Annotated in this window: 26 protein-coding genes; 14 read left to right on the forward strand and 12 right to left on the reverse strand. The window is 59.8% G+C overall.

Annotation, left to right across the window (positions count from 1 at the left end):
* Positions 1 to 354: 354 nt before the first annotated feature.
* From ACYZTM_RS10060 to ACYZTM_RS10075, 4 genes are all read right to left on the reverse strand, one after another.
* On the reverse strand, positions 355 to 642 hold the full coding sequence (locus ACYZTM_RS10060; protein ID WP_038981593.1) for a PA4642 family protein: 288 nt from the start codon (positions 640 to 642) through the stop codon (positions 355 to 357).
* Between the two features lie 63 nt (positions 643 to 705).
* The gene (locus ACYZTM_RS10065) at positions 706 to 1,191 is read right to left on the reverse strand and encodes a hypothetical protein (RefSeq protein WP_461988438.1); all 486 of its coding nucleotides are present in this window, start codon (positions 1,189 to 1,191) and stop codon (positions 706 to 708) included.
* Positions 1,192 to 1,276: 85 nt separating this feature from the next.
* Positions 1,277 to 1,750 (reverse strand): WbuC family cupin fold metalloprotein, encoded by a 474-nt coding sequence (locus ACYZTM_RS10070; RefSeq protein ID WP_461988440.1) that lies wholly within the window; start codon positions 1,748 to 1,750, stop codon positions 1,277 to 1,279.
* A gap of 4 nt (positions 1,751 to 1,754) precedes the next feature.
* A complete protein-coding gene (locus ACYZTM_RS10075; protein ID WP_461988442.1) occupies positions 1,755 to 2,312 on the reverse strand; it encodes a hypoxanthine-guanine phosphoribosyltransferase in 558 nt (185 codons plus the stop codon).
* 175 nt (positions 2,313 to 2,487) lie between these two features.
* On the opposite strand from ACYZTM_RS10075, the gene upp reads away from it, so the two are divergent.
* Both upp and ACYZTM_RS10085 read left to right on the forward strand, forming a co-directional pair.
* Positions 2,488 to 3,126: a uracil phosphoribosyltransferase gene (gene upp / locus ACYZTM_RS10080; protein WP_131059473.1), complete on the forward strand. Its 639-nt coding sequence runs from the start codon at positions 2,488 to 2,490 to the stop codon at positions 3,124 to 3,126.
* A gap of 2 nt (positions 3,127 to 3,128) precedes the next feature.
* Complete coding sequence (locus tag ACYZTM_RS10085; RefSeq protein WP_131059474.1) at positions 3,129 to 4,403, forward strand: uracil-xanthine permease family protein; 1,275 nt, start codon at positions 3,129 to 3,131, stop codon at positions 4,401 to 4,403.
* Between the two features lie 117 nt (positions 4,404 to 4,520).
* Here the strand turns inward: ACYZTM_RS10085 and hemH are convergent, their stop codons facing one another.
* Both hemH and ACYZTM_RS10095 read right to left on the reverse strand, forming a co-directional pair.
* The gene (hemH, locus tag ACYZTM_RS10090; protein ID WP_131059475.1) at positions 4,521 to 5,546 is read right to left on the reverse strand and encodes a ferrochelatase; all 1,026 of its coding nucleotides are present in this window, start codon (positions 5,544 to 5,546) and stop codon (positions 4,521 to 4,523) included.
* A gap of 13 nt (positions 5,547 to 5,559) precedes the next feature.
* Complete coding sequence (locus ACYZTM_RS10095; RefSeq protein WP_131059476.1) at positions 5,560 to 6,462, reverse strand: TIGR01777 family oxidoreductase; 903 nt, start codon at positions 6,460 to 6,462, stop codon at positions 5,560 to 5,562.
* A 196-nt stretch (positions 6,463 to 6,658) separates the two neighbouring features.
* On the opposite strand from ACYZTM_RS10095, the gene ACYZTM_RS10100 reads away from it, so the two are divergent.
* The 12 genes from ACYZTM_RS10100 to ACYZTM_RS10155 all read left to right on the forward strand — a co-directional run bounded on the left by ACYZTM_RS10100 (position 6,659) and on the right by ACYZTM_RS10155 (position 16,835).
* The gene (locus tag ACYZTM_RS10100; RefSeq protein ID WP_131059477.1) at positions 6,659 to 7,645 is read left to right on the forward strand and encodes an NAD(P)/FAD-dependent oxidoreductase; all 987 of its coding nucleotides are present in this window, start codon (positions 6,659 to 6,661) and stop codon (positions 7,643 to 7,645) included.
* Positions 7,642 to 7,857 (forward strand): TIGR02450 family Trp-rich protein, encoded by a 216-nt coding sequence (locus ACYZTM_RS10105; RefSeq protein WP_461988445.1) that lies wholly within the window; start codon positions 7,642 to 7,644, stop codon positions 7,855 to 7,857. Before ACYZTM_RS10100 ends, ACYZTM_RS10105 begins: the two co-directional genes overlap by 4 nt.
* A gap of 245 nt (positions 7,858 to 8,102) precedes the next feature.
* The gene (locus ACYZTM_RS10110; protein ID WP_131059479.1) at positions 8,103 to 9,065 is read left to right on the forward strand and encodes a YbgA family protein; all 963 of its coding nucleotides are present in this window, start codon (positions 8,103 to 8,105) and stop codon (positions 9,063 to 9,065) included.
* The gene (locus tag ACYZTM_RS10115) at positions 9,065 to 10,006 is read left to right on the forward strand and encodes a MerR family transcriptional regulator (RefSeq protein ID WP_461988447.1); all 942 of its coding nucleotides are present in this window, start codon (positions 9,065 to 9,067) and stop codon (positions 10,004 to 10,006) included. Before ACYZTM_RS10110 ends, ACYZTM_RS10115 begins: the two co-directional genes overlap by 1 nt.
* A 20-nt stretch (positions 10,007 to 10,026) precedes the next feature.
* Positions 10,027 to 11,472 (forward strand): deoxyribodipyrimidine photo-lyase, encoded by a 1,446-nt coding sequence (phrB, locus tag ACYZTM_RS10120; protein WP_131059509.1) that lies wholly within the window; start codon positions 10,027 to 10,029, stop codon positions 11,470 to 11,472.
* Positions 11,465 to 11,887: a nuclear transport factor 2 family protein gene (locus ACYZTM_RS10125; protein WP_131059481.1), complete on the forward strand. Its 423-nt coding sequence runs from the start codon at positions 11,465 to 11,467 to the stop codon at positions 11,885 to 11,887. The genes phrB and ACYZTM_RS10125 overlap by 8 nt, the downstream gene beginning before the upstream one ends.
* Entirely contained in the window at positions 11,884 to 12,666 is a 783-nt protein-coding gene (locus ACYZTM_RS10130; protein WP_131059482.1) for an SDR family NAD(P)-dependent oxidoreductase, read from the forward strand. The genes ACYZTM_RS10125 and ACYZTM_RS10130 overlap by 4 nt, the downstream gene beginning before the upstream one ends.
* Positions 12,663 to 13,910, forward strand: coding sequence for an NAD(P)/FAD-dependent oxidoreductase (locus ACYZTM_RS10135; RefSeq protein WP_461988450.1), 1,248 nt, complete (start codon positions 12,663 to 12,665; stop codon positions 13,908 to 13,910). The genes ACYZTM_RS10130 and ACYZTM_RS10135 overlap by 4 nt, the downstream gene beginning before the upstream one ends.
* Complete coding sequence (locus tag ACYZTM_RS10140; RefSeq protein ID WP_131059484.1) at positions 13,907 to 14,722, forward strand: DUF1365 domain-containing protein; 816 nt, start codon at positions 13,907 to 13,909, stop codon at positions 14,720 to 14,722. Before ACYZTM_RS10135 ends, ACYZTM_RS10140 begins: the two co-directional genes overlap by 4 nt.
* Positions 14,709 to 15,980: a class I SAM-dependent methyltransferase gene (locus tag ACYZTM_RS10145; RefSeq protein ID WP_461988452.1), complete on the forward strand. Its 1,272-nt coding sequence runs from the start codon at positions 14,709 to 14,711 to the stop codon at positions 15,978 to 15,980. The genes ACYZTM_RS10140 and ACYZTM_RS10145 overlap by 14 nt, the downstream gene beginning before the upstream one ends.
* A complete protein-coding gene (locus ACYZTM_RS10150; protein ID WP_461988454.1) occupies positions 15,973 to 16,476 on the forward strand; it encodes a DUF2878 domain-containing protein in 504 nt (167 codons plus the stop codon). Before ACYZTM_RS10145 ends, ACYZTM_RS10150 begins: the two co-directional genes overlap by 8 nt.
* A gap of 53 nt (positions 16,477 to 16,529) precedes the next feature.
* Entirely contained in the window at positions 16,530 to 16,835 is a 306-nt protein-coding gene (locus tag ACYZTM_RS10155; protein ID WP_131059487.1) for a YkgJ family cysteine cluster protein, read from the forward strand.
* A 133-nt stretch (positions 16,836 to 16,968) separates the two neighbouring features.
* On the opposite strand, the gene ACYZTM_RS10160 is transcribed toward ACYZTM_RS10155, so the two are convergent.
* From ACYZTM_RS10160 to hemA, 6 genes are all read right to left on the reverse strand, one after another.
* The gene (locus ACYZTM_RS10160) at positions 16,969 to 17,487 is read right to left on the reverse strand and encodes an acyloxyacyl hydrolase (RefSeq protein ID WP_131059488.1); all 519 of its coding nucleotides are present in this window, start codon (positions 17,485 to 17,487) and stop codon (positions 16,969 to 16,971) included.
* Positions 17,488 to 17,601: 114 nt separating this feature from the next.
* On the reverse strand, positions 17,602 to 18,393 hold the full coding sequence (gene murI, locus ACYZTM_RS10165; RefSeq protein ID WP_461988456.1) for a glutamate racemase: 792 nt from the start codon (positions 18,391 to 18,393) through the stop codon (positions 17,602 to 17,604).
* Positions 18,386 to 19,141, reverse strand: a complete 756-nt coding sequence (locus tag ACYZTM_RS10170) for a molybdopterin-synthase adenylyltransferase MoeB (RefSeq protein WP_461988458.1) — start codon at positions 19,139 to 19,141, stop codon at positions 18,386 to 18,388. Before ACYZTM_RS10170 ends, murI begins: the two co-directional genes overlap by 8 nt.
* Positions 19,135 to 19,965: a peptide chain release factor N(5)-glutamine methyltransferase gene (gene prmC / locus ACYZTM_RS10175; RefSeq protein ID WP_461988460.1), complete on the reverse strand. Its 831-nt coding sequence runs from the start codon at positions 19,963 to 19,965 to the stop codon at positions 19,135 to 19,137. The genes ACYZTM_RS10170 and prmC overlap by 7 nt, the downstream gene beginning before the upstream one ends.
* Positions 19,966 to 21,048 (reverse strand): peptide chain release factor 1, encoded by a 1,083-nt coding sequence (gene prfA, locus ACYZTM_RS10180; RefSeq protein ID WP_461988462.1) that lies wholly within the window; start codon positions 21,046 to 21,048, stop codon positions 19,966 to 19,968.
* Complete coding sequence (gene hemA / locus ACYZTM_RS10185) at positions 21,045 to 22,334, reverse strand: glutamyl-tRNA reductase (protein WP_461955695.1); 1,290 nt, start codon at positions 22,332 to 22,334, stop codon at positions 21,045 to 21,047. The genes prfA and hemA overlap by 4 nt, the downstream gene beginning before the upstream one ends.
* Between the last annotated feature and the right edge of the window lie 7 nt (positions 22,335 to 22,341).

The raw sequence follows: 22,341 nt of genomic DNA on the forward strand, positions 1-22,341 counted from the left end.
CATGCAGGGACATGCATGCTTGCGTCCAGCGAAGGCGATATAGAGAGCCGTGTCGGGCTTTCCCTGAGAATTCGTTAGAGGGCGCAAGCGCACCTGTGGACTCGAAGGTGAAGGCGTAATCATCGAGTGCTGCGCGAGCATATTCGTAGCCCACAGGTGCATGTTCCTTCCTCGCCGACAACTGACTTCCAGCGATATCAGTATGGAAGAGAAAGGAACGGACTACCTATATCGCGAGCAAGCCCGCTCCCACAGTGGATCGGCGTACACAAATCAAATGTGGGAGCGGGCTTGCTCGCGAAGGGGCCAGAACAAGCACCAACCAACTCAGGGCAACAACCGGTGTGTCTGAGGTTAACCGCGAGCCTTGCTGATCAGCTCGATGTACTCGGCGGCGTTGCGCTGATCCTTGATCAAGGCGACGAAGTCATTGCCGTGCTCATCCTTGCCATCCAGATCCAGGCCAGCTTCAACAAAGAACGTCAGAAAACGCTCGAAGTCATCGATGCGCAGGCCACGGTAGGCCTTGATCAGTTTGTGCAGGGACGGCGAAGTGGCGTCGACCGGCTCGAAATCGAGAAACAACTTGATCTGCTCATCGCCGATCTCGTCACCAATCACTTGTTTCTTATCTTTACGCATTGCCGACTCCAGCTCGCAGACATTTCACGGGGCGGGCAGTTTACTCCTGCCCGGGCACAAGGCTCAACGCGGACGAACAGCCCCGGTATGCAGATCGGCCCAGATATGACCGTTGGCGTAGCTGAGGAACTGGCAATACACCGTGTCATTGCGCAACAAGTCGATCACCACCCGGTACTGCGCCATCGGGTAAAACAGCGTCAGGGTCTTGTTCTTTTCGTCGTAGATCGGCTTTTTCAGGCTTTTGCTTTCGCCATCGAAGTTGACCAGCACCTGGTTGATGGTCGCGCCCTTGTTCAAGGATTTGCCCTTGAGGCGGATCAGTAGCGGTGAAGTGACCGGAATAGGCTGTTGATTGGACTGACGCTGGCTGCCGACCACCACTGAATACTCGGTGACCTGCAACAGTTGTTGCTGCTCGGGCTCCGCGTCACGCAGGGTCAGGTCGTCAGGCGGCAGGAACTGCGCGTGCATCGGCGCCGGAGCGGCAGCCAGAGGCAGGCTGAGGGTCAGCAACAGGGCGGCGCAGCTGCGGATCAAAAGACTCATGACGGGCTCCGGAGGGCGGGGCTGAGCACTCTAGCATGGGCACACGAACGTGGATCTGTGTACACCGTCTCTGTAGGAGCGGAGATCAATCGAACTGCGCGCGCATCCACGCCTGATACTCGGCCACACCCGGCTCGCCTTCGCGCGGCGCCCAGGGCGCCAGCTCGCCTTCGCCGACCGGGCGATAAGGCCCGGCCTTGCACTCGAACATCAGACTATCGGCTTCCAGCACCACCAGGCCATGGAACACACCGGTTGGCAGGTCCACGCCGACACAGTCACCCCCCGCCACGAGGATTTGTTTCTTCACGACCACGCCGGACTCATCGAAGATCAGCAAACCGAGCCGGCCTTTGAGGACCAACAAGGTTTCGGCCTTGTTATCGCCCAAGTGCCGGTGAGGCGGGATATACGTGTTTGGCTGCAAGCCCACCGCCATGCGATGGCACGACTCTTCCATCTGATGGAAGTTGTGATGCTGACGCCCGCGAGGATTCGCCGCCGCTTTCTCGGCCAACCCGGCGAACAGTGTTTGATCAAGAAAGCTGGGCGCGGTCATGTTCTTACATTCCTTTAACGGCAAAAATCCCGTTGGCGTTACGCCAGTAGCCTTTGTAGTCCATGCCGTAACCGAAGATGTAACGGTCGATGCACGGCAAGCCGACGAAATCGGCTTTCAGGTCCGGACGAGCCTTGCGGTCGTGGTCCTTGTCGATCAGCACGGCGGTGTGCACTTTACGTGCGCCGGCGTGTTTGCAGAAGTCGATGATCGCGCCCAGGGTGTGGCCTTCGTCGAGGATGTCGTCGATGATCAGCACGTCACGGTCAATGAACGAGACTTCCGGCTTGGCTTTCCAAAACAGGTCGCCGCCGCTGGTTTCGTTGCGATAACGGGTAGCATGCAGGTAGGACGCTTCCAGCGGGAAGTGCAGATGGGTGAGCAGCTTTCCGGCGAAAATCAACCCGCCGTTCATCACACAGAACACCACAGGGTTAGTGTCCGCCATCTGTTCGTTGATGTGTGCACCGACGCGGGCGATGGCCGCCTCGACTTCAGCTTCGGTGTACAGGCAGTCAGCCTCTCGCATGATTTGACGGATATGCTCGAGATCAGCGGACATGGCGCTCTCCAAGGGAGGTTGAGGGGAGGGACGGGTTCGGAAAAGCGGGCAAAGGTACGCATCAAGCGAGGCCAGATCAAGCGTTTGTGGACTAACGTACTGTATGTCTATAGGACAACACCCTCGGATAGATTAATCTAGGCCGGTTTTTTTGCCCGCCGCCGGAGCCTTTCCCATGCCCATCCTCGAGATCCGCCATCCGCTGATCCGTCATAAACTCGGCCTTATGCGCCGCGCCGACATTAGCACGAAGAATTTCCGTGAGCTCGCTCAGGAAGTCGGTGCCCTTTTGACCTATGAAGCCACCAAAGACCTGCCGCTGGAATCCTACGACATCGAGGGCTGGTGCGGCACGGTGTCGGTCGAGAAAATCGCCGGCAAGAAAATTACGGTAGTACCGATCCTGCGCGCCGGCATCGGCATGCTCGAAGGCGTGCTGAGCCTGATCCCGGGCGCCAAAGTCAGCGCCGTCGGCGTGGCCCGCAACGAACAAACCCTGCAGGCCCACACCTACCTGGAAAAACTGGTTCCGGAAATCAATGAACGCCTGGCGATGATCATCGACCCGATGCTCGCCACCGGCAGCTCAATGGTCGCCACCATCGACCTGCTGAAAAAAGCCGGTTGCCGCGACATCCGCGCCATGGTGCTGGTTGCCGCGCCTGAAGGCATCGCTGCTGTAGGGAAAGCTCACCCGGACGTGATGATCTACACCGCCTCCATTGATGAAAAACTCAACGAACACGGTTACATCATCCCAGGCCTGGGCGATGCCGGTGACAAGATCTTCGGTACCAAGCAGAAGGACGCTTGAGCATGCAGCAAGAGTTCAACGATCCGCTCTGGCGCACGGTGCTGTCTGGCGCACAGATGCTGTTCGTGGCCTTCGGCGCCTTGGTGTTGATGCCGCTGATTACCGGCCTCGACCCGAACGTGGCGTTGTTCACCGCGGGTCTGGGGACGATTCTGTTCCAGATCGTCACCGGGCGTCAGGTGCCTGTGTTCCTGGCGTCGAGCTTTGCCTTCATCACCCCGATCATTCTCGCCAAGGGCCAGTTCGGCCTCGCGGCGACCATGGGCGGCGTGATGGCGGCGGGTTTCGTCTACACCTTCTTAGGCCTTGCCGTGAAGATCAAAGGCACCGGTTTCATTGATCGCCTGCTGCCACCGGTGGTGATTGGCCCGGTGATCATCTCGATCGGTCTGGCCATGGCGCCGATTGCCGCCAACATGGCGATGGGCAAGGCGGGCGACGGCACCGAGCTGATTCACTACCAGACCGCCATGCTAATCTCGATGCCAGCGCTGCTGACCACCCTGATCGTCGCGGTGTTCGGTAAAGGCATCTTCCGCCTGGTGCCGATCATTTCCGGGGTGCTGGTGGGTTTTGCCATGGCGTTCTATTTCGGCGTGGTTGATACCGCGAAGATTGCCGCGGCACCGTGGTTCGCGATTCCGCACTTCACCGCGCCGGAATTCAACTGGCAGGCGATTCTGTTCATCGTTCCGGTGGCCCTGGCGCCGGCCATCGAGCATATCGGTGGCGTGATCGCTGTCGGCAGCGTGACCGGCCGCGATTACCTGAAGAAACCTGGCCTGCACCGCACCCTGCTCGGCGATGGCATTGCCACCACCGCGGCGGGCCTGTTCGGCGGTCCGCCCAACACCACGTACGCCGAAGTGACGGGCGCGGTGATGCTGACCAAGAACTACAACCCAAAAATCATGACCTGGGCGGCGATCTTTGCCATCAGCCTGGCGTTCGTCGGCAAGTTCGGCGCGCTGCTGCAAAGCATCCCGGTGCCGGTGATGGGCGGGATTCTGTGTCTGTTGTTTGGCTCGATTGCCGCGGTGGGGATGAACACGCTGATCCGCCACAAGATCGACCTGGGCGAAGCGCGCAATCTGGTGATTGTCTCGGTGACGCTGGTGTTCGGGATTGGCGGTGTGCTGGTCGGCACCGGCACTGGCCCGGACGACTTCGGCCTCAAAGGCATCGCGTTGTGCGCGGTGGTGGCGATCGGGCTGAACCTGCTGCTGCCAGGGAATGACAGCTGGAAGCACAAGAAGGCGGATGAGCCGTTGTTGTAAGTCAGTCTTTAGATTGCTTTCGCGGGCAAGTCGGATCGCCGCACCGCTCGCGCCTACAGAGTTGCGTCGTTGTGTTGAGCGACACACAACCTGGAGCGAGGCTTGCCCGCGAAGCTTTTAAAGTGCCAGAGGCGCTCGTTCGCATAGAGTATTCAACGCCCTGGCCCACTGCGGATCATCGTTCAAGCACGGCACCAGCACCAACTCCTCTCCCCCCGCTTCGCGAAACAGCTCCCGCCCGCGATCCCCGATCTCTTCCAGCGTCTCGATGCAATCGGCAACAAACGCCGGGCACATGACCAGGACTTTCTTCACGCCCATTCCGGCCAATTCATCAAGACGCGCCTCGGTATAGGGTTCGATCCATTTCGCACGCCCCAGACGCGACTGGAACGACACCGACCACGTGCCGTCCAGCAACCCCATGCGCTTGGCGAACTCCGACGCCGTGCGCAGGCATTGCGCGCGATAGCAGGTGGCCAAGACCTCTGGCGAAGCGTTCTTGCAGCAATCCTCATTCTTGAAGCAATGCTTACCCGTCGGATCGAGCTTGGTGAGGTGGCGCTCCGGCAAACCGTGGAAACTCAGCAACAAGTGATCGTAATCCTGCTGCAAATGCGGCTTGGCACTGGCCACCAGGGCATCGAGGTATTCCGGCTGATCGTAGAACGGCTGGAGAATCGACAGCTGCACATTGAGATTTTTCTCGCGCAACACCCGCTTGGCTTCTTCGACCACGGTGGTAACGGTGCTGTCGGCGAACTGTGGATAAAGCGGCGCGAGGGTGACTTTTTTGTAGCCCTGCGCCGCCAGCTGAACCAGTTTCGACTCAATCGACGGCTCGCCGTAACGCATCGCCAGCTCTACCGGGCCGTGGGTCCACTGGGCGGTCATGGCGTGTTGCAGGCGACGGCTGAGCACCACCAGCGGTGAGCCCTCCTCCCACCAGATCGACGCGTAGGCGTGGGCCGACTGCTCCGGACGCTTGATCAGGATCAGCGACACCAGCAAGCGTCGCACCGGCCATGGCAGGTCGATCACGTACGGATCCATCAGAAATTGATTGAGGTAGCTGCGCACATCCGCCACCGACGTGGAGGCAGGTGAACCCAGGTTAACCAGAAGCAATGCGTGATCGGTCATGCAACGTCCTATTTCAAAGGCGGCTGGACAGATCGTCCAGGGCCGCGCGCAAATCAGTGAACTGGAAAGTGAAACCCGCTTCCAGCAAGCGCACCGGTACGGCCTTCTGGCCGCCCAGCAACAGCAGTGACAACTCGCCCAGGCACACTTTCAAGGCCAGGGCCGGCATCGGCATGAACGCCGGGCGGTGCAGCACGCTGCCCAATGTCTTGGCGAACTCGCTGTTGCGCACCGGTTTAGGCGCGCAGGCATTATAAGGACCGCTGGCGTCGTTGCGATGCAGAAGAAAATCAATCAGGGCGATTTGATCGTTGATGTGGATCCATGGCATCCATTGCCGACCACTGCCTAGAGGCCCGCCCAGCCCCAGTTTGAACGGCAACAACAGCCGCGACAAAAAGCCGCCCTCGGCGGACAGCACCAACCCGGTTCGAATCAGAATCACCCGAACGCCCAAAGCCTCGGCGCGCTGGGCGGTTTCTTCCCAGGCAATGCACAACTGACTGGCGAAATCATCGATGGACGGCGGAGACGCTTCAGTCAGCTCCCGCTCGCCACTGTCGCCGTACCAGCCAATGGCGGATCCCGAGATCAGTACCTGCGGTTTCTGCTCACGGGTTTCGATCCACGCCAATAAGGTCTCGGTCAGGGTGATGCGACTGCTCCAGAGCAAGGCTTTGCGTCTCGACGTCCATGGCCGGTCAGCAATGGGCGCGCCCGCCAGGTTGATAATCGCGTCCACCGGTTCTTGCCCGAGGTCTTCGAGCGACGCGACGCCGCGAACCTGGGCACCGCAGATTTTTGCGACTTTTTCCGGCGTGCGACTCAAGACTGTCAGGCGATGTCCTTGGCTCAACCAGTGCCGGCAGAGTTGACGTCCTATCAAACCAGTACCGCCGGTCAGCAATATGTGCATGACTTCTTCCTCGCGTGGCGTTTTACCCTGTTCACTAGTCTATTTTTATAAGCAGGGATCTTTGTTATCGGGCAGGCTCTGTGTTTAACAATAGGCCAAGCTGTCAGATCGAGAACGCTAAAAGTTATACCGAAAAACAATATTGTACAGGTTTAATCCACGGCGTAGTCTGTACAGAAAGGTAAACGAGGCCCCTATGACTGTACCTATCGCAATCATCGGCACCGGCATCGCCGGGCTCTCAGCCGCCCAGGCCCTGACAGAAGTCGGGCACATCGTTCAACTTTTCGATAAAAGCCGAGGCAGTGGCGGACGCATGTCGAGCAAGCGCAGCGATGCGGGTGCCCTGGACATGGGCGCCCAGTATTTCACTGCCCGCGACCGGCGTTTTGTCACCGAGGTCCAGCGCTGGCAATCCAACGGTTGGGTCGCCGAATGGACGCCGCAGCTCTACACCTTCCACGGCGGCCAACTCAACCTGTCGCCGGACGAACAGACGCGCTGGGTCGGTACGCCACGCATGAGCGCCATCACTCGCGGCCTGCTCGGGGATCTGGAAGTACATTTCGCCTGCCGGATCACCGAGGTTTATCGCGGTGAAGAACACTGGCATTTGCAAGACGCCGAGGGCTTCACCCATGGTCCGTTCAGTCACGTGGTGATCGCCACGCCGGCGCCTCAGGCGACTGCGCTGCTGGCTTCCGCGCCGAAACTCGCCGGGGCCGCCGCCGGGGTAAAAATGGAGCCGACCTGGGCGGTAGCGCTGGCGTTCGAGACTCCGCTGGATACCCCCATGGAAGGTTGCTTCGTGCAGGACAGCCCGCTCGACTGGCTCGCGCGCAACCGCAGCAAACCGGGGCGCGACAACACCCTCGACACGTGGGTGCTGCATGCGACCAGTGCCTGGAGTCGTCAACATATCGACCTGCCCAAGGAGGCGGTGATCGAGCAACTGCACGGTGCGTTTGCCGAACTGTTGCACAGCGCCATGCCCGCCCCGACCTTCAGCCTGGCGCACCGCTGGCTCTATGCACGCCCCGCCAGCAGTCACGAATGGGGCGCCCTGGCCGATGCCGACCTGGGCCTCTATGTGTGTGGCGACTGGTGCTTGTCCGGGCGTGTCGAAGGCGCCTGGCTCAGCGGCCAGGAAGCTGCGCGCCGCTTGCATGAGCACTTGCAGTGAATCGCATTTCCCCGAGTAAATTGCTGCTGTCGAAATGGACAGCAGCCCATCCGCAAAACCGCGAAAAACATTTTCTGGTGACCGAGTTGTTCCGCAATGAGGAAGGCACGGTGCTGGACGTCGAGTTGCAGGCGGTGTTGACTCAACGTAATCAGCGTTTGACCTGGCAGACCCTGAAAGATAGCGACGCCTGGATACTCGGCTGGAAATAGGCCCCTGTGGGAGCGAGCCTGCTCCGGGCGGCGTTCCGACGATAGCGGTGTACCAGCTAAAAAGGGGTCGTCTGACACACCGCTATCGTCGGAACGCCGCCCGGAGCAGGCTCACTCCCACAAGGGAATTGCACTCCTCTCGGAAACTTATACAAATAATTTGACTTGTACATCTTTGAATCTATGATGAAGAACATGTTGTACAGAATAATCACTCTGTACAGGTTTAGATTCGAGGTGCTCCGATGCGCGAACAGCCAACGACCCGTCCGAAAATCGCCATCAGCGCCTGCTTGATGGGGGCCGAGGTGCGTTACAACGGCGGGCACAAGGAATCACGGCTGTGCAGTCGCACCCTCACCGACTATTTCGATTTCGTCCCGGTGTGCCCGGAAGTCGCCATTGGCCTGGGTATTCCTCGCGAACCGATCCGCCTGATCGGCGACCCCGAACATCCCGAGGCAGTCGGCACCGTCACCCCTGAAATCAATGTCACCCGCCCGCTCGCCGAGTACGGTCAGAAAATGGCCGCGGAACTGGACGATATCTGCGGCTACATCTTCATGCAGAAATCCCCTTCCTGCGGCCTCGACCGGGTCAAGGTCTACCACGCCAACGGCGCGCCGGTGGACGGTGGTGGACGCGGCATCTATGCCCAGGCGTTCTGCGCCCTGCATCCGGATTTGCCGGTGGAAGAAGATGGCCGTCTCAACGATCCGGTGCTGCGCGAAAACTTCCTCACCCGCGTGTTCGCCTACAGCGCTTGGCAGCAGTTACTGCAAGAAGGCCTGACCCGGCGCGGCATCACAGACTTCCACTCGCGCTACAAATACCTGCTGATGGCCCACAACCCGGTGCAATACAAAGCCCTCGGCAACCTGTTGGGCAATATGGGCCAGACCGATCCCGACGAACTCGGCCCGCGCTATTTCAGTGAGTTGATGGTCGCTTTGAAAAAATGTGCCACGCGTCGCACTCACACCAATGTGCTGCAACACATCAGTGGTTACCTCAAACAGGTCATCAGCCCTGAAGACAAGCAGGAAGTGCAGCACGTTATCGGCCAGTACCGACACGGCATCGTGCCGCTGGTCGTGCCAATGACGCTGCTCAAACATTACTTCCGCCAACACCCGGATCCGTACATTGCGCAGCAGGTTTACCTTCAGCCGCACCCGGAAAACCTCAGCCTGCGAAACGCAATCTAATGAAGACCCCAATCGACACCAGCGCCCAGGAAGACCTGGGCGATGACTTCAAGAAAGCCCTGGACGAAGGCTGGTTGCCGATCCGTGAGGTGGCGCGGCAGACCGGCGTGAACGCCGTGACCCTGCGTGCCTGGGAACGACGCTATGGGCTGATCGTGCCCCAGCGCACGCCCAAGGGGCATCGCCTGTTCTCCGCCGAACATGTGCAACGGATTATGACGATCCTCACCTGGCTCAATCGCGGCGTGGCTGTCAGCCAGGTCAAGCAACTGCTCGACACGCCTCAGGCCTTTACCGAAGCCATCGAAAACGATTGGCAGGTGCTGGGCCAGACGTTGCTGCAAGCGGTGATCCAACTCAATGAACGCACGCTGGATGACACCGTCAATCAAGCCATGGCGCTGTATCCGCCACGCACCTTGTGCGAACAACTGCTGATGCCGTTGCTGGCGGAACTGGAACAACGCTGGCAGGGCCAGTTCGGCGCGCAGATGGAGCGAGTATTTTTCTTCTCCTGGCTGCGCAGCAAATTCGGCGCACGCATCTACCATAACAACCGTCAGTTACGCACCGCGCCATGGCTGTTGATCAATCACTCGGACCTGCCACTGGAACCTCATCTGTGGCTGACCGCTTGGCTGATCAGCAGCGCCGATTGCCCGGTGGAAGTCTTCGACTGGCCGCTTCCGGCGGGCGAACTCTCGTTGGCGGTCGATCACCTGCAAGCCCGCGGCGTACTGCTGTTTTCCAGCAAAGCCATGAATCTTTCGCATCTGCCGAAACTTTTGAATGGCGTCAGTTGCCCAAAAATAATTGCCGGACCAACGGTATGCATCCACCACGCCGAGTTGTCCGTAAGAACTTCCGAGATTGCTGATTTGTTCCTGGTTGAAGACCCGCTTTCGGCTCATCAGGAACTGGTCAAGCGTGGGCTTATTTAATGAAACGTACGGACACCACCATGCAATTGATCTGGCTGCGCAGCGACTTGCGCCTGAACGACAACACCGCCCTCTCGGCTGCCGCAGCGCGCGGCCCGACGGTGGCGGTCTACCTGTTGAGCCCGGAGCAATGGCTGGTACACGATGACGCGCCATGCAAAGTGGATTTCTGGCTGCGCAATCTGGAGGAACTGAGCCGCGCGCTGGGCGAACTGAACATTCCCCTGTTGATCCGCCAAGCCCCTCGCTGGGATGAGGCGCCGAACGTTCTGCTTGAGCTGTGTCAGCAATTGAGCATTGACGCGGTGCACGTCAACGAGGAATACGGCATTCATGAAAGCCGACGCGATACGGCGGTAGCCGAAACGCTGAAGGCCCATGGCATCGACTTCTTTAGCTACCTCGATCAACTGCTGTTCAAACCGGGCACCGTGCTGACCAAGACTGGCACTTACTTCCAGGTCTTCAGCCAGTTCCGCAAAGTCTGTTATGAACGCCTGCACCGCGCTCTTCCGGGACGGGTTGCTTCACCAGCGGAGCAGGGTCCATTGAACATCAGCAGCGACGTCATCCCGTCGAGCGTTGAAGGTTTCGAAACGCCAAGCGATAGCCTGCGCAAGCTCTGGCCCGCTGGTGAAGCCGAAGCGCGCCGCCGCCTCGACACCTTCGCCGACGCACAAATCGACTACTACAAAAACGAGCGCGACTTCCCGGCCAAACCCGGCACCAGCCAGCTCTCCGCCTATCTCGCCGCGGGGGTAATTTCCCCACGCCAGTGTTTGCACGCTGCCCTGCAAAGTAATCAAGGCGAGTTCGAAAGCGGCAAGGTTGGCGCGGTCACCTGGATCAACGAGTTGCTGTGGCGCGAGTTCTACAAACACGTTCTGGTGGGCTACCCACGGGTCTCGCGTCACCGCGCCTTCCGCCCGGAAACCGAAGCCCTGGCCTGGCGCGACGCCCCGGAAGAATTGCTGGCCTGGCAGCAAGCCCGTACCGGTCTGCCGATCATCGATGCAGCCATGCGCCAATTGCTCGAAACCGGCTGGATGCACAACCGCTTGCGCATGGTGGTGGCGATGTTCCTGACCAAGAACCTGCTGATCGATTGGCGCGAAGGCGAACGCTTTTTCATGCGCCACTTGATCGACGGCGACTTGGCGGCGAACAACGGCGGTTGGCAGTGGAGTGCTTCCACGGGCACTGACTCGGCCCCTTATTTCCGTATTTTCAACCCGCTGAGCCAGTCGGAAAAATTCGACGCCGAAGGCGTGTTCATCAAGCACTGGCTGCCGGAACTGGCCGGGCTGAACAAGAAAGAAGTGCACAACCCGGCGAACCTCGGCGGCTTGTTCGGGGTTGCGGATTATCCATCGCCAATCGTCAACCTGAGTACCAGTCGCCAACGTGCCTTGGCGGCGTTCAAGAACCTGCCCTCGCGACAGAGCGCAGGAGGTGCTTATGAGTGATTTCCTGCGGCGCTTTGCCCGGCAATTCGCCCAGTTGGACAAAGACAGTTTGCAACGCCTCGGTGAGCTCTACACCGAAGACGTGCGCTTCACCGATCCGCTGCACGAAGTGCAAGGAATCGGACAGTTGCGCAATTACTTCGCCGAGCTCTACGCCAACGTCAGCGAACTGCGTTTCGATTTTCATGGCTTCGACCAGACCGGAGAAGGCGAAGGGTATCTGCGCTGGGTCATGAGCTACCGCCATCCGCGCCTGAGCGGTGGCCAGTTGATTCGCGTTGACGGGTGCTCGCACCTGCGCTGGCGCGACAAGGTTTATTGCCACCGGGATTACTTCGATGCCGGGGCACTGCTTTACGAACATTTACCCGTATTGGGCCGGGCGATTGCCTGGTTGAAAAGGAGAATGGGATGAGCCTTACACCTCCACGGCGATACTGGTTGACGGGCGCCAGCAGCGGCATTGGCGCTTCACTGGCCGAAGAAATACTGAAAACCGGCGCTCACCTGGCCGTGAGCTCGCGCTCGAAAGCGGTGCTGAAAGTCTTGTCGCAGCGTTATCCAGGACAAGTGCTGGTCGTGCCTGGCGATCTCACTGACAGTCAGACAGTGCGCGAAATCGGCGAACAGATTGCGCATGCCTGGGGCTCTCTGGACACGGTCATCCTCAACGCTGGCACCTGCGAATACGTCGACGTTCAGCAGTTCGATTCGTCGATCGTCGAACACGTGGTGCGCACCAATTTGCTCGCGAGCGCCTATTGCATCGAGGCCGCTTTGCCCCTGCTACGCAAGGGCACGGCGCCGCATCTGGTGGGCGTCGCCAGTTCGGTGACCTACCTGCCGCTACCCAGGGCCGAAGCCTATGGCGCGTCGAAAGCCGGGTTGCGTTACCTGTTCGAATCCCTGCGCATTGATCTGGCGCCGGAAGGCATCGAAGTCACGGTGGTCAGTCCGGGGTTTGTCGAGACACCGCTGACCGCGAAAAACGACTTCCCGATGCCGCTCAGTTGGCCAGTGGCCAAGGCCGCCCGGCACATCTTCGCCAAGCTCAAGAACCATCCACTGGAGATCGCCTTTCCGGGACTGTTCATGGCGGCTCTCTGGCCGCTGTCGAAAATGCCCAACTGCGTGAAACTGGCCATCGGCAAACGCATGGTGCGCAGCAGTCCGCCGATCCGGGATGTGCCGTGAACATCGCCATCATCGGCAGCGGGATCTCGGGGCTGACCAGCGCCTACCTGCTCAACCGCAGGCATGAGATCACCCTGTTCGAGGCCAGCGACTGGATCGGCGGTCACACCCACACCGTGGACGTGACCGTCGATGACCAGCGCTACGCCGTGGACACCGGTTTCATTGTGTTCAACGACTGGACCTACCCGAATTTCATACGCCTGCTGGGCCAGATCGGCGTGGGGTTCAAACCGACTGAAATGAGTTTCTCAGTGACGGATCCGGACTCGGGCCTGGAGTACAACGGCAATAACCTCAACAGCCTGTTCGCCCAACGTCGAAATCTGTTGTCGCCAGGATTCTGGGGCATGTTGCGCGACATCCAGCGCTTCAATAAAGAAGCACGGCGCGACCTGGATGAAGAGCGAATCGCCCTCGACACCACGCTGGACGACTACCTGAAAAACGGCCGCTACGGCGAGCGCTTCATCCTGCATTACATCGTGCCAATGGGCGCGGCGATCTGGTCGATGTCGATGGCAGACATGCTCGGTTTCCCGCTGCAGTTCTTTGTCAGGTTTTTCAAGAATCACGGCCTGCTGTCCGTCAGCAATCGCCCGCAATGGCGTGTGATCGAAGGCGGCTCGAGTGCTTACATCGGGCCATTGACGGCGACCTTTAAAGAGAAGATTCGTCTCAGTTGCCCAGTGACTCGAGTCGAACGCGATGAGGAAGGCGTCATTGTCCACAGCGCCGGCGGCAGCGAGCGATTCGACAAAGTGGTGTTTGCCTGCCACAGCGATCAGGCCCTGAAGCTATTGGCCAAACCGAGCGATGCTGAACACTCGATCCTCAGTGCCCTGCCCTACGCCGACAACGAAGTGGTCCTTCACACCGACACACGCCTGCTGCCCACACGAAAACTCGCTTGGGCCAGCTGGAATTATCGCCTCGGTGGCCCAGGCCAAACACGAGCCGCCGTCACCTACGACATGAACATCCTGCAAGGCATCCAGGGCGATACCACGTTCTGCGTCAGCCTCAACCAGAGCGCAGGCATTGAGCCGAGCAAAGTGCTCGCCAAATTCACTTACGCCCATCCGCAATTCAGCCTGACGGCCGTCGCCGCGCAAAACCGTTGGGAAGAACTGGACGGCGCGCAACATTCTTACTATTGCGGTGCCTACTGGGCCAACGGTTTCCATGAAGACGGCGTGGTCAGCGCATTGCGCGTGGCTCGCTCGTTTGGCGAAGTGCTGTGAACAGCGCCCTCTACAGCGGCTGGATCGCCCATCGGCGGTTCGCCCCAAAGCCTCATGCCTTCCGATACAGGATCGGCCTGTTGTACCTGGACCTCGACGAACAGGACGCCGTGCTCGGTTTGTCGCCGCTCTCAGGCGCCAGTCGCTTCGCCCCGTTCTCGTTTCGCGAGAGCGATTACCTTAAAGCCTATACCGGCAATGGCACACGCCTGATTGATGCGGTACGCCAACTGGTCAGCCAGGCCATCGGCCATGCACCGCAAGGTTCGATCTGCCTGCTGACCCAGGCCCGCAGTTGGGGCCTGTCGTTCAACCCGGTGAGTTTTTTCTACTGCCATGAGGCTGACGGGCAACTGGCGGCGATTCTTTGCGAAGTCACCAACACCCCGTGGCGCGAGCGTTATCACTACGTATTACCCGCCAAGGCCCCGGTGAATCTGTCCGATTCCCATCAACACTTCGCCGTGGCAAAGGCGTTTCACGTCTCGCCGTTTTTGCCGCCGGACCTGGAATACCGCATGAGTTTCAGTCCCGCGGCGCAAAAGCTCGGCGTGCACATGGCGGACTGGCAGGGCGAACTGAAATTGTTCGACGCCACGCTCAGCCTGAAACGCGAAGCACTGGATCGCGCCAGCCTGCACCGTTACTTGCGGCGCTTTCCGTGGATGACAGTGAAAACCTGCCTGGCGATCTATTGGCAGGCCCTGCGCCTGCTGCTCAAACGCGTACCGCTATTTGCTCATCACGCTGCCGATGGCAGCGTTCAAACCACCATGGTTCCTCCCAAGGATCGCCGTCATGAAACCCTCTAGTGCCTCGGCCAAAGTCAATCTGCTCAGCCCCCATGGCCTGACCGGATCGTTGCTGCGCCGTGGTGTGCTGCGGCAACTGACACAGCTCAAACATGGACAATTGGTGGTCATCGAAAACGGCGAACGGCATGTCTTCGGTACCGCTGGCAGCCAACTGATCGGCGAGATCCATATCCTCGACGCTGCTGCGTGGGGATTGGTGGCGGGTAACGGGTCGATCGGCGCTGGCGAAGCGTTTATCCACGGCTATTGGAGTTCACCGGACCTGACCGCGGTGGTTCGCGTTTTCGTCAGCAACCTTGAGGTGCTGGATGCGCTGGAAGGTGGCCTGGCGAAACTTGGCCGCCCCTTCGTTCAAGGGCTGCACTGGCTCAATCGCAACACGCGCAAGGGCTCGCAGAAAAACATCGCGGCCCACTACGACCTGGGCAACGACCTGTTCGAACAGTTTCTCGACCCCACCATGATGTATTCCGCCGCGCAGTTCCGGACGGAAGAAGACACACTGGAACAGGCGCAGTTGAACAAACTGGAAAGGATCTGCCAGAAGCTCGTTCTGAAACCGAGTGATCATTTGCTGGAAATCGGCACCGGCTGGGGCAGCATGGCGCTTTACGCGGCGCAGCATTACGGCTGCAAGGTCACCACCACCACGCTTTCAAAAGAACAGTACGCCTTTACTGCACAACGCATCGAAGCCCTCGGCCTGCAAGACCAGGTCACGCTGCTGCTCAAGGATTACCGCGACCTCACCGGGCAGTACGACAAACTGGTGTCGATAGAGATGATCGAAGCCGTCGGCCATCGCTTCCTGCCGGTCTATTTCAAACAATGCGCGCATCTGCTCAAAAGCAACGGCTTGATGCTGTTGCAGGCGATCACCATCCGCGAACAGCGCTACGAACAGGCCAAGGGCAGTGTCGATTTCATTCAGCGTTACATTTTCCCCGGCGGCGCCCTGCCCTGCGTGCAGAAGATGCTGGAAATCATCAGCCGCGACACCGACATGAACCTGCTGCACATGGAGGATTTCGGCCTGCACTACGCCCGAACCCTGCGCCTGTGGCATGAGAATTTTCGCCGAGCCCAAGGGCGCTTGAGCGAGTTGGGTTACGACGATTATTTCCTGCGTTTGTGGGAATTTTATCTGTGCTACTGCGAAGGGGGATTTCTGGAGCGCACCATCGGCACCGCGCAATTGCTGCTGGCCAAACCGTCGGCGATGCCCGCGCCGCTGCTGGGTCGCTTCGATGCTTGACCGCGTGGCCAATGCCGCGCTGTTTCAGCTCGGCTGGTTTGCCTGTGTGGCGGGCGGCAACAGTTTGTGGCTGTTAGTGGCCCTGGCGGCGCTGGTTGTTCATTTGCTGTGGATAAGTCGCTGGGCTGATGAAGGCCGACTGATCCTCAGTGTTGTGCTGCTGGGCACCACCATCGACAGTTCGTTGCGCTGGCTGGGGGTGTTCGACTTCGCCGACGTCGCGCCATTGATTCCGCTGTGGCTGATGCTGTTGTGGGCGCTACTGGCAACGACCTTGCGCCATTGCCTGCAATGGACCGCGAACCCTTGGTGGCTCGGCAGCCTGCTGGGCGCGGTGGGTGGACCGGTGTCGTATTTCGCGGGAGGGAAACTGGCAGACGTGCAGTTTCCTTACGGTCAGGTGCCCACGCTGGTGGGCATCGGGCTGCTCTGGGCCTTGCTGTTTCCTGCGCTGCATTTCATGGCTCAACGGCTGGCGGCAGACACCCGCAGCTAAGCGTCCGTCAGGCCTTTCACACAGCTTCGGCCCACTGCCTTACACTGCGCGCCATGAAAACCATTCCCCACACGCAAATCACCGAGCCGGCCGTCACGTGCTCGACCTGCGCAGCCTGCTGCTGTCAGCTCGAAGTCATGCTGATCACCGACACGGGCGTGCCTGAGCGTTTTATCGATACCGATGATTGGGGCGGGGAAGTCATGCTGCGTCTGGATGACGGCTGGTGCGCTGCGCTGGATCGCAACAGCATGATGTGCACCATCTACGAAAAACGCCCGCTGATCTGCCGGGAGTTCGAGATGGGCGCACCGGAATGCATCGAAGAGCGTCAGGGGATTACCACGGCGTATCGGTAGTTAAAGATGTGCTGTTAGTTCTGACGCCTTCGCGGGCAAGTCGGATCGCCGCATCGCTCGCTCCTACGGGTCTGGTGGTTCCCTGTAGGAGCGAGCGATGCGGCGATCCGACTTGCCCGCGAAGCTTTTAACGTTACAACGGCATCGTGTAGTGCAGCGCGTAACTTTCTACACCGTTGTTCGGGCTACTGAGCCCGGCATTGGAATAGTGCGTCGCACGAATGCCGACTTCATGTCCGCCCGCAAGGCGCAGACCAAAACCGAACCGGTCTTCAAACTGGAAGGAGCTACCGAGTTGATTGTTTTCGACTTCGGTATTGGCGAACACCGCGACGCCAACGCCCAACTCCACGTAAGGCTTGACGGTCTGGCCGGCAAACTCATAAACAAGCACCGGTGAGAACGACAGGCTGTGGTTGCTGGTGGTCTCTTTGCCGTCCCAGTAGGTGTAAGCACCGCTCCAGTACCCGGTCAAACGACCGACATCACTCTGCAACCAACTCTTGTCCCAATCGAATTGCATGCCCAGTCGGTAGGTCATGGTCGACTCGCTGGTCTGCCCGACCGCGAACTCCACGCCTGCCGCCTGTACGGTAAAACTTTGCCCCATCAGTGCGGCCGCAATCGCGGCCAAGCAGAATAGTCGCTTCATTAGAAACATCCTTTTCCGAACGATTTCGTAAGGTTTTTTTTGTTGCTCACCGCAATAGAAGTCGACGCTTAATCAGAAGCTCACCCCAATCATTCGTGTGCCCCAGAATTTTGTTTACCCCTTGAAGCTTTGCACAACGCCAGCGGTACTCCACAGAATCGGCAAGATATTTCTGAAATGCTCCGGATCGGCACTCGTCCAGAACTGCGCAGCACGTGCAGGCCCGTCGGCGAGCAACTCACGCTCGGTCAACAGGCGCTGAAGTTGCCGCGCTACAGCGGCGCCCGTGTCGATCAAGCTGATGTCATCCGGGATCATCTGCTTAAGCAAAGGCTTTAGGAAGGGATAATGCGTGCAGCCGAGAATTATCGTGTCGCACCCGGCGCCGAGTAGTGGGCCGACATACCCGGCCAGCAACTGACGCAATGCCTCGCTGTGCAGATCGCCGTTTTCAATAAGCTCCACCAGGCCGGGGCACGGCTGAGTGATGACCCGTACATCGGTGGCGAAACGGTCGAGCAAAGCGGCGAACTTGGCACTTTGCAATGTGCCGGTGGTGGCGAGTACGCCGACCACGCCACTGCGGGTGGCGGCAGCGGCGGGTTTGACGGCGGGCTCCATGCCGACGATGGGCCACTCGGGATAATCGCGGCGCAAACCCGCAACACCGGCGACGGTCGCCGTGTTGCAGGCCAGCACCAAGGCCTTGGCGCCCTGCTGCTGAAAAAATTCGGCCATCACGCTGCAACGCTGCTGGATGAATTCCGGGGTTTTCTCACCGTAGGGAACATTGCCGCAGTCGGCGACGTACAGCAGAGACTCGTTGGGCAGCAAGCGCTGGATCTCGGCCAGCACCGAAAGCCCACCGACACCGGAGTCGAACACGCCGATAGGCGCTTCACGCATGTTTCGAACCACAGACGCTGCAGCCCGGATCACGCTTGACCCGCAACTCACGAAAGCGCGAGCCCAAGGCATCGATCAACAACAGGCGCCCCACCAGCGGCTCGCCGAAACCCACCAACAGTTTCAAGGCTTCCAGCGCCTGGAGGCTGCCAACGAGCCCAACCAATGGACCGACGACGCCGGCTTCACTGCAGGTCAACTCGGCTTCGCTGCCGTGACCATATAAACAGTGGTAGCACGGGCTTTCCGGACGGCGCGGGTCGAACACCGACAATTGCCCTTCGAGACGAATCGCCGCGCCGCTGACCAGCGGTTTGCCGGAGGCCACACACGCAGCATTGACCGCTTCGCGGGTGGAAAAATTGTCGGAGCAGTCCAGCACCAGATCCACCGCAGCCACGGCGGCGGCCAGGGAATCTTCGTCCAGCGCGGTGCGATGGGCGATCAATTGGATCTCGGGATTGATCGCGCTCAGTCGGCGAATGGCCGAATCGACTTTGCTCAGGCCGACGCTGTCAGTGTCGTGAACGATCTGGCGTTGCAGGTTGGTCAGGTCAACCGTGTCGAAGTCCGCCAGGTGCAGCTCGCCGACACCGGCAGCCGCCAGATAAAGCGCAACCGGTGAGCCGAGACCGCCGAGGCCGACGATCAACACGCGGCTTTCTTTCAGCCGCAACTGGCCGTCGATGTCGACGTGTTGCAACAGAATCTGTCGGCTATAGCGCAACAATTCCTGATCATTCAGCACGGCAGGCGCCCCAGGCTGATACGTTCGTGACCGCCCAGATCGGTGCGGCTGTGGACTTCTTTAAAGCCGCAGGTCAGCAGCAAATCGCGTACTGCCACCGCTTGATCGTAGCCGTGTTCGAGCATCAGCCAGCCACCGGCCTCCAGATAGTCCGGCGCCTGGGCGACGATCAGACGCAGATCGTCAAGCCCATCGACACCAGCCACCAAGGCGCTGGCCGGTTCGAAGCGCACATCGCCTTCCACCAGATGCGGATCGGCGGAGGCGATGTACGGCGGATTGCTGATGATCAGCTTAAAACGCTGACCTTCCAGGGCGCTGAACCAATGGCTGCTGAGCACAGTGGCGTTGTTCAAGTGCAGGCGCTGACGATTGCGCTCGGCCAGCGCCACGGCTTCGAGTACGCGATCCACCGCAGTCACTTTCCATGCCGGACGTTCGCTGGCCAGGGCCAACGCAATGGCGCCGCTGCCGGTGCCGAGGTCGAGCACGTTGGCCGGTGTGGCGGGCAACAATTCCAGCGCGGCTTCCACCAGTAATTCGGTGTCCGGGCGCGGGATCAGCGTGTGCGGCGCAACTTCCAGGTCAAGCTTCCAGAACCCTTGCTGACCCAGAATGTACGCCACCGGCTCACCGCCACGACGACGTTGCAGGTACTCGGAGAATTTCAGCGCCGCTTCGCTCGGCACAATGCGTTCCGGCCAGGTGTGCAGAAAACTGCGAGACTTGCCCAGGGCAGCGGCCAGCAATAATTCGGCATCCAGCCGCGCCGTGGGCGAGTCGGGCAAATCGGCGGCGCGCAACAAACTGGCAATGATCGTCATTTACTCACCTATCGCTGCCAATTGATCGGCCTGGAACTCGGCCAGTAACGGTTCGATCACCGCTTCGACGCCGCCCGCGAGGATTTCGTCGAGGGAATACAGCGTCAGGTTGACCCGGTGATCGGTCACCCGGCCCTGGGCAAAGTTGTAGGTGCGGATGCGTTCGGAGCGATCGCCCGAACCGACCAGCAACTTACGCTCGCTGGCGATGGCGTTCGCTGCGGCGCTGGTCTGCTGATCGTTGAGTTTGGCCGACAGCCAGGACATCGCCCGGGCGCGGTTTTTGTGCTGGGAACGTTCTTCCTGGCATTCAACGACAATGCCGGACGGCAAGTGCGTGATGCGAATTGCCGAGTCGGTCTTGTTGACGTGCTGGCCACCGGCACCGGAGGAGCGATACGTATCGACCCGCAGATCCGCCGGGTTGATCTCGATCGCTTCCTGTTCGTCCGGCTCAGGCAACACCGCCACGGTGCAGGCCGAGGTGTGGATGCGACCCTGGGATTCGGTGGCCGGAACCCGTTGCACGCGGTGCGCGCCGGATTCGAATTTCAATTTGCCGTAGACGTTCTCGCCTTCAACCCGGGCGATGACCTCTTTATAGCCGCCGTGCTCGCCGATGTTCTCGGAGAGGATTTCCACCCGCCAGCCACGCCGCTCGGCGTAACGCGAATACATGCGAAACAGGTCGCCAGAGAAAATCGCCGCCTCGTCACCGCCGGTGCCGGCACGGATTTCGAGAAACACGTTGCGCCCGTCATTCGGGTCCTTGGGCAGCAGCATGCGTTGCAGGCTGGCTTCGATGTCGATCAGTTGCTCTTTGGCTTCGCGAACTTCTTCCACGGCCATTTCGCGCATGTCCGGGTCGCTGTCCTTGAGCAGTGCCTGGGCGCCTTCGAGGTCGCCTTGCACTTTGAGCAACTGTTTATAGGTGGCGACAATCGGTTCGACTTCCGCGTATTCCTTGGAATAGGTGCGGAATTTGGCCTGATCGGAAATGACTTCGCCATCGCCAAGCAAGGCGGTCAATTCCTCGAAACGGTCCTGGAGGATGTCCAGCTTATTGAGCAGTGACGCTTTCATTGCGGTTTTTTATCCGAAAAGCTATCCGATGAGCCCTCATTCAGGGCAAAGAGTTCCTGGGCCATGGCCAGCGCATCGAGGCGGCCTTCGGCAGAAAGCTTTTTCAACTGCACGCTCGGTGCGTGCAGGAGTTTGTTGGTCAGGCCGCGTGCCAGTTGCACCAGCACCTCTTCGGCGCTGCTGCCGTTGGCCAGCATGCGCTGGGCCTTTTGCAATTCTTCGTCGCGCATGCGCTCGCTTTGTTGGCGATAGGCCTTGAGCACATCCACCGCCGCCAGTTCGCGCAGACGGACCATGAAATCTTCGGCACCGACCGAGACCATCTCTTCGGCCGCCTGGGCTGCACCCTGGCGACTCTTGAGGTTCTCGGCAACCACTTCGTGGAGATCGTCGACGCTATACAGGTAAACGTCGTCCAATTCGCCGACTTCCGGCTCGATATCCCGAGGGACGGCGATGTCTACCATGAAGATCGGTTTGTGCTTGCGCAGTTTCAAGGCACTTTCCACGGCGCCTTTGCCAAGAATCGGCAACTGGCTGGCGGTGGAGCTGATAACGATGTCGCTGCGCACCAGTTCGGCCGGAATGTCCGAGAGCAATACGGCGTGGGCGCCAAACTGCTCGGCCAGGATGCTCGCGCGTTCCAGGGTACGGTTGGCGACCACGATGCGCTTCACACCCAGTTCATGCAGATGGCGGGCGACCAGGGTGATGGTCTCACCGGCGCCGATCAGCAAGGCTTGGCTGCGTTGCAAGTCACTGAAAATCTGTTTCGCCAGGCTGACCGCTGCAAACGCCACGGACACCGGGTTCTCGCCGATGGCCGTGTCGGTGCGCACTTGCTTGGCGGCATTGAACGTCGCTTGAAACAAACGCCCCAGCAGCGGCCCGATAGTGCCGGCCTCACGCGCTACGGCGTAGGCCGATTTCATCTGACCGAGAATCTGCGGTTCGCCCAACACCAGCGAGTCGAGCCCGGAGGCGACCCGCATCATGTGACGAACTGCCGCATCATCTTCGTGCACATAAGCGCTCGCGCGCAGCTCTTCGAGGCTCAAATGATGATAATCGGCCAGCCAGCGCAACACGATGTCAGCCGAAAGGTGATCCTGTTCTATATACAGTTCACTGCGATTGCAGGTGGAGAGGATCGCAGCTTCGCGGCTGTCGGTGAGTCGGCAGAGCTGCTGCAAGGCCTCCACCAGTTGCTCAGGGGTAAAGGCCACGCGCTCGCGGACGTCTACTGACGCAGTCTTGTGGTTGATACCGAGTGCAAGGAAGGCCATTCAAGGT

Source organism: Pseudomonas sp. MDT2-39-1 (assembly GCF_054898085.1).

Coding starts and splice junctions, on each gene's coding strand:
- ACYZTM_RS10060 (WP_038981593.1), bottom strand. CDS start 642: ATGCGTAAAGATAAGAAACAAGTGATTGGTGACGAGATCGGCGATGAG.
- ACYZTM_RS10065 (WP_461988438.1), bottom strand. CDS start 1,191: ATGAGTCTTTTGATCCGCAGCTGCGCCGCCCTGTTGCTGACCCTCAGC.
- ACYZTM_RS10070 (WP_461988440.1), bottom strand. CDS start 1,750: ATGACCGCGCCCAGCTTTCTTGATCAAACACTGTTCGCCGGGTTGGCC.
- ACYZTM_RS10075 (WP_461988442.1), bottom strand. CDS start 2,312: ATGTCCGCTGATCTCGAGCATATCCGTCAAATCATGCGAGAGGCTGAC.
- upp (WP_131059473.1), top strand. CDS start 2,488: ATGCCCATCCTCGAGATCCGCCATCCGCTGATCCGTCATAAACTCGGC.
- ACYZTM_RS10085 (WP_131059474.1), top strand. CDS start 3,129: ATGCAGCAAGAGTTCAACGATCCGCTCTGGCGCACGGTGCTGTCTGGC.
- hemH (WP_131059475.1), bottom strand. CDS start 5,546: ATGACCGATCACGCATTGCTTCTGGTTAACCTGGGTTCACCTGCCTCC.
- ACYZTM_RS10095 (WP_131059476.1), bottom strand. CDS start 6,462: ATGCACATATTGCTGACCGGCGGTACTGGTTTGATAGGACGTCAACTC.
- ACYZTM_RS10100 (WP_131059477.1), top strand. CDS start 6,659: ATGACTGTACCTATCGCAATCATCGGCACCGGCATCGCCGGGCTCTCA.
- ACYZTM_RS10110 (WP_131059479.1), top strand. CDS start 8,103: ATGCGCGAACAGCCAACGACCCGTCCGAAAATCGCCATCAGCGCCTGC.
- ACYZTM_RS10115 (WP_461988447.1), top strand. CDS start 9,065: ATGAAGACCCCAATCGACACCAGCGCCCAGGAAGACCTGGGCGATGAC.
- phrB (WP_131059509.1), top strand. CDS start 10,027: ATGCAATTGATCTGGCTGCGCAGCGACTTGCGCCTGAACGACAACACC.
- ACYZTM_RS10125 (WP_131059481.1), top strand. CDS start 11,465: ATGAGTGATTTCCTGCGGCGCTTTGCCCGGCAATTCGCCCAGTTGGAC.
- ACYZTM_RS10130 (WP_131059482.1), top strand. CDS start 11,884: ATGAGCCTTACACCTCCACGGCGATACTGGTTGACGGGCGCCAGCAGC.
- ACYZTM_RS10145 (WP_461988452.1), top strand. CDS start 14,709: ATGAAACCCTCTAGTGCCTCGGCCAAAGTCAATCTGCTCAGCCCCCAT.
- ACYZTM_RS10150 (WP_461988454.1), top strand. CDS start 15,973: ATGCTTGACCGCGTGGCCAATGCCGCGCTGTTTCAGCTCGGCTGGTTT.
- ACYZTM_RS10155 (WP_131059487.1), top strand. CDS start 16,530: ATGAAAACCATTCCCCACACGCAAATCACCGAGCCGGCCGTCACGTGC.
- ACYZTM_RS10160 (WP_131059488.1), bottom strand. CDS start 17,487: ATGAAGCGACTATTCTGCTTGGCCGCGATTGCGGCCGCACTGATGGGG.
- murI (WP_461988456.1), bottom strand. CDS start 18,393: ATGCGTGAAGCGCCTATCGGCGTGTTCGACTCCGGTGTCGGTGGGCTT.
- prmC (WP_461988460.1), bottom strand. CDS start 19,965: ATGACGATCATTGCCAGTTTGTTGCGCGCCGCCGATTTGCCCGACTCG.
- prfA (WP_461988462.1), bottom strand. CDS start 21,048: ATGAAAGCGTCACTGCTCAATAAGCTGGACATCCTCCAGGACCGTTTC.
- hemA (WP_461955695.1), bottom strand. CDS start 22,334: ATGGCCTTCCTTGCACTCGGTATCAACCACAAGACTGCGTCAGTAGAC.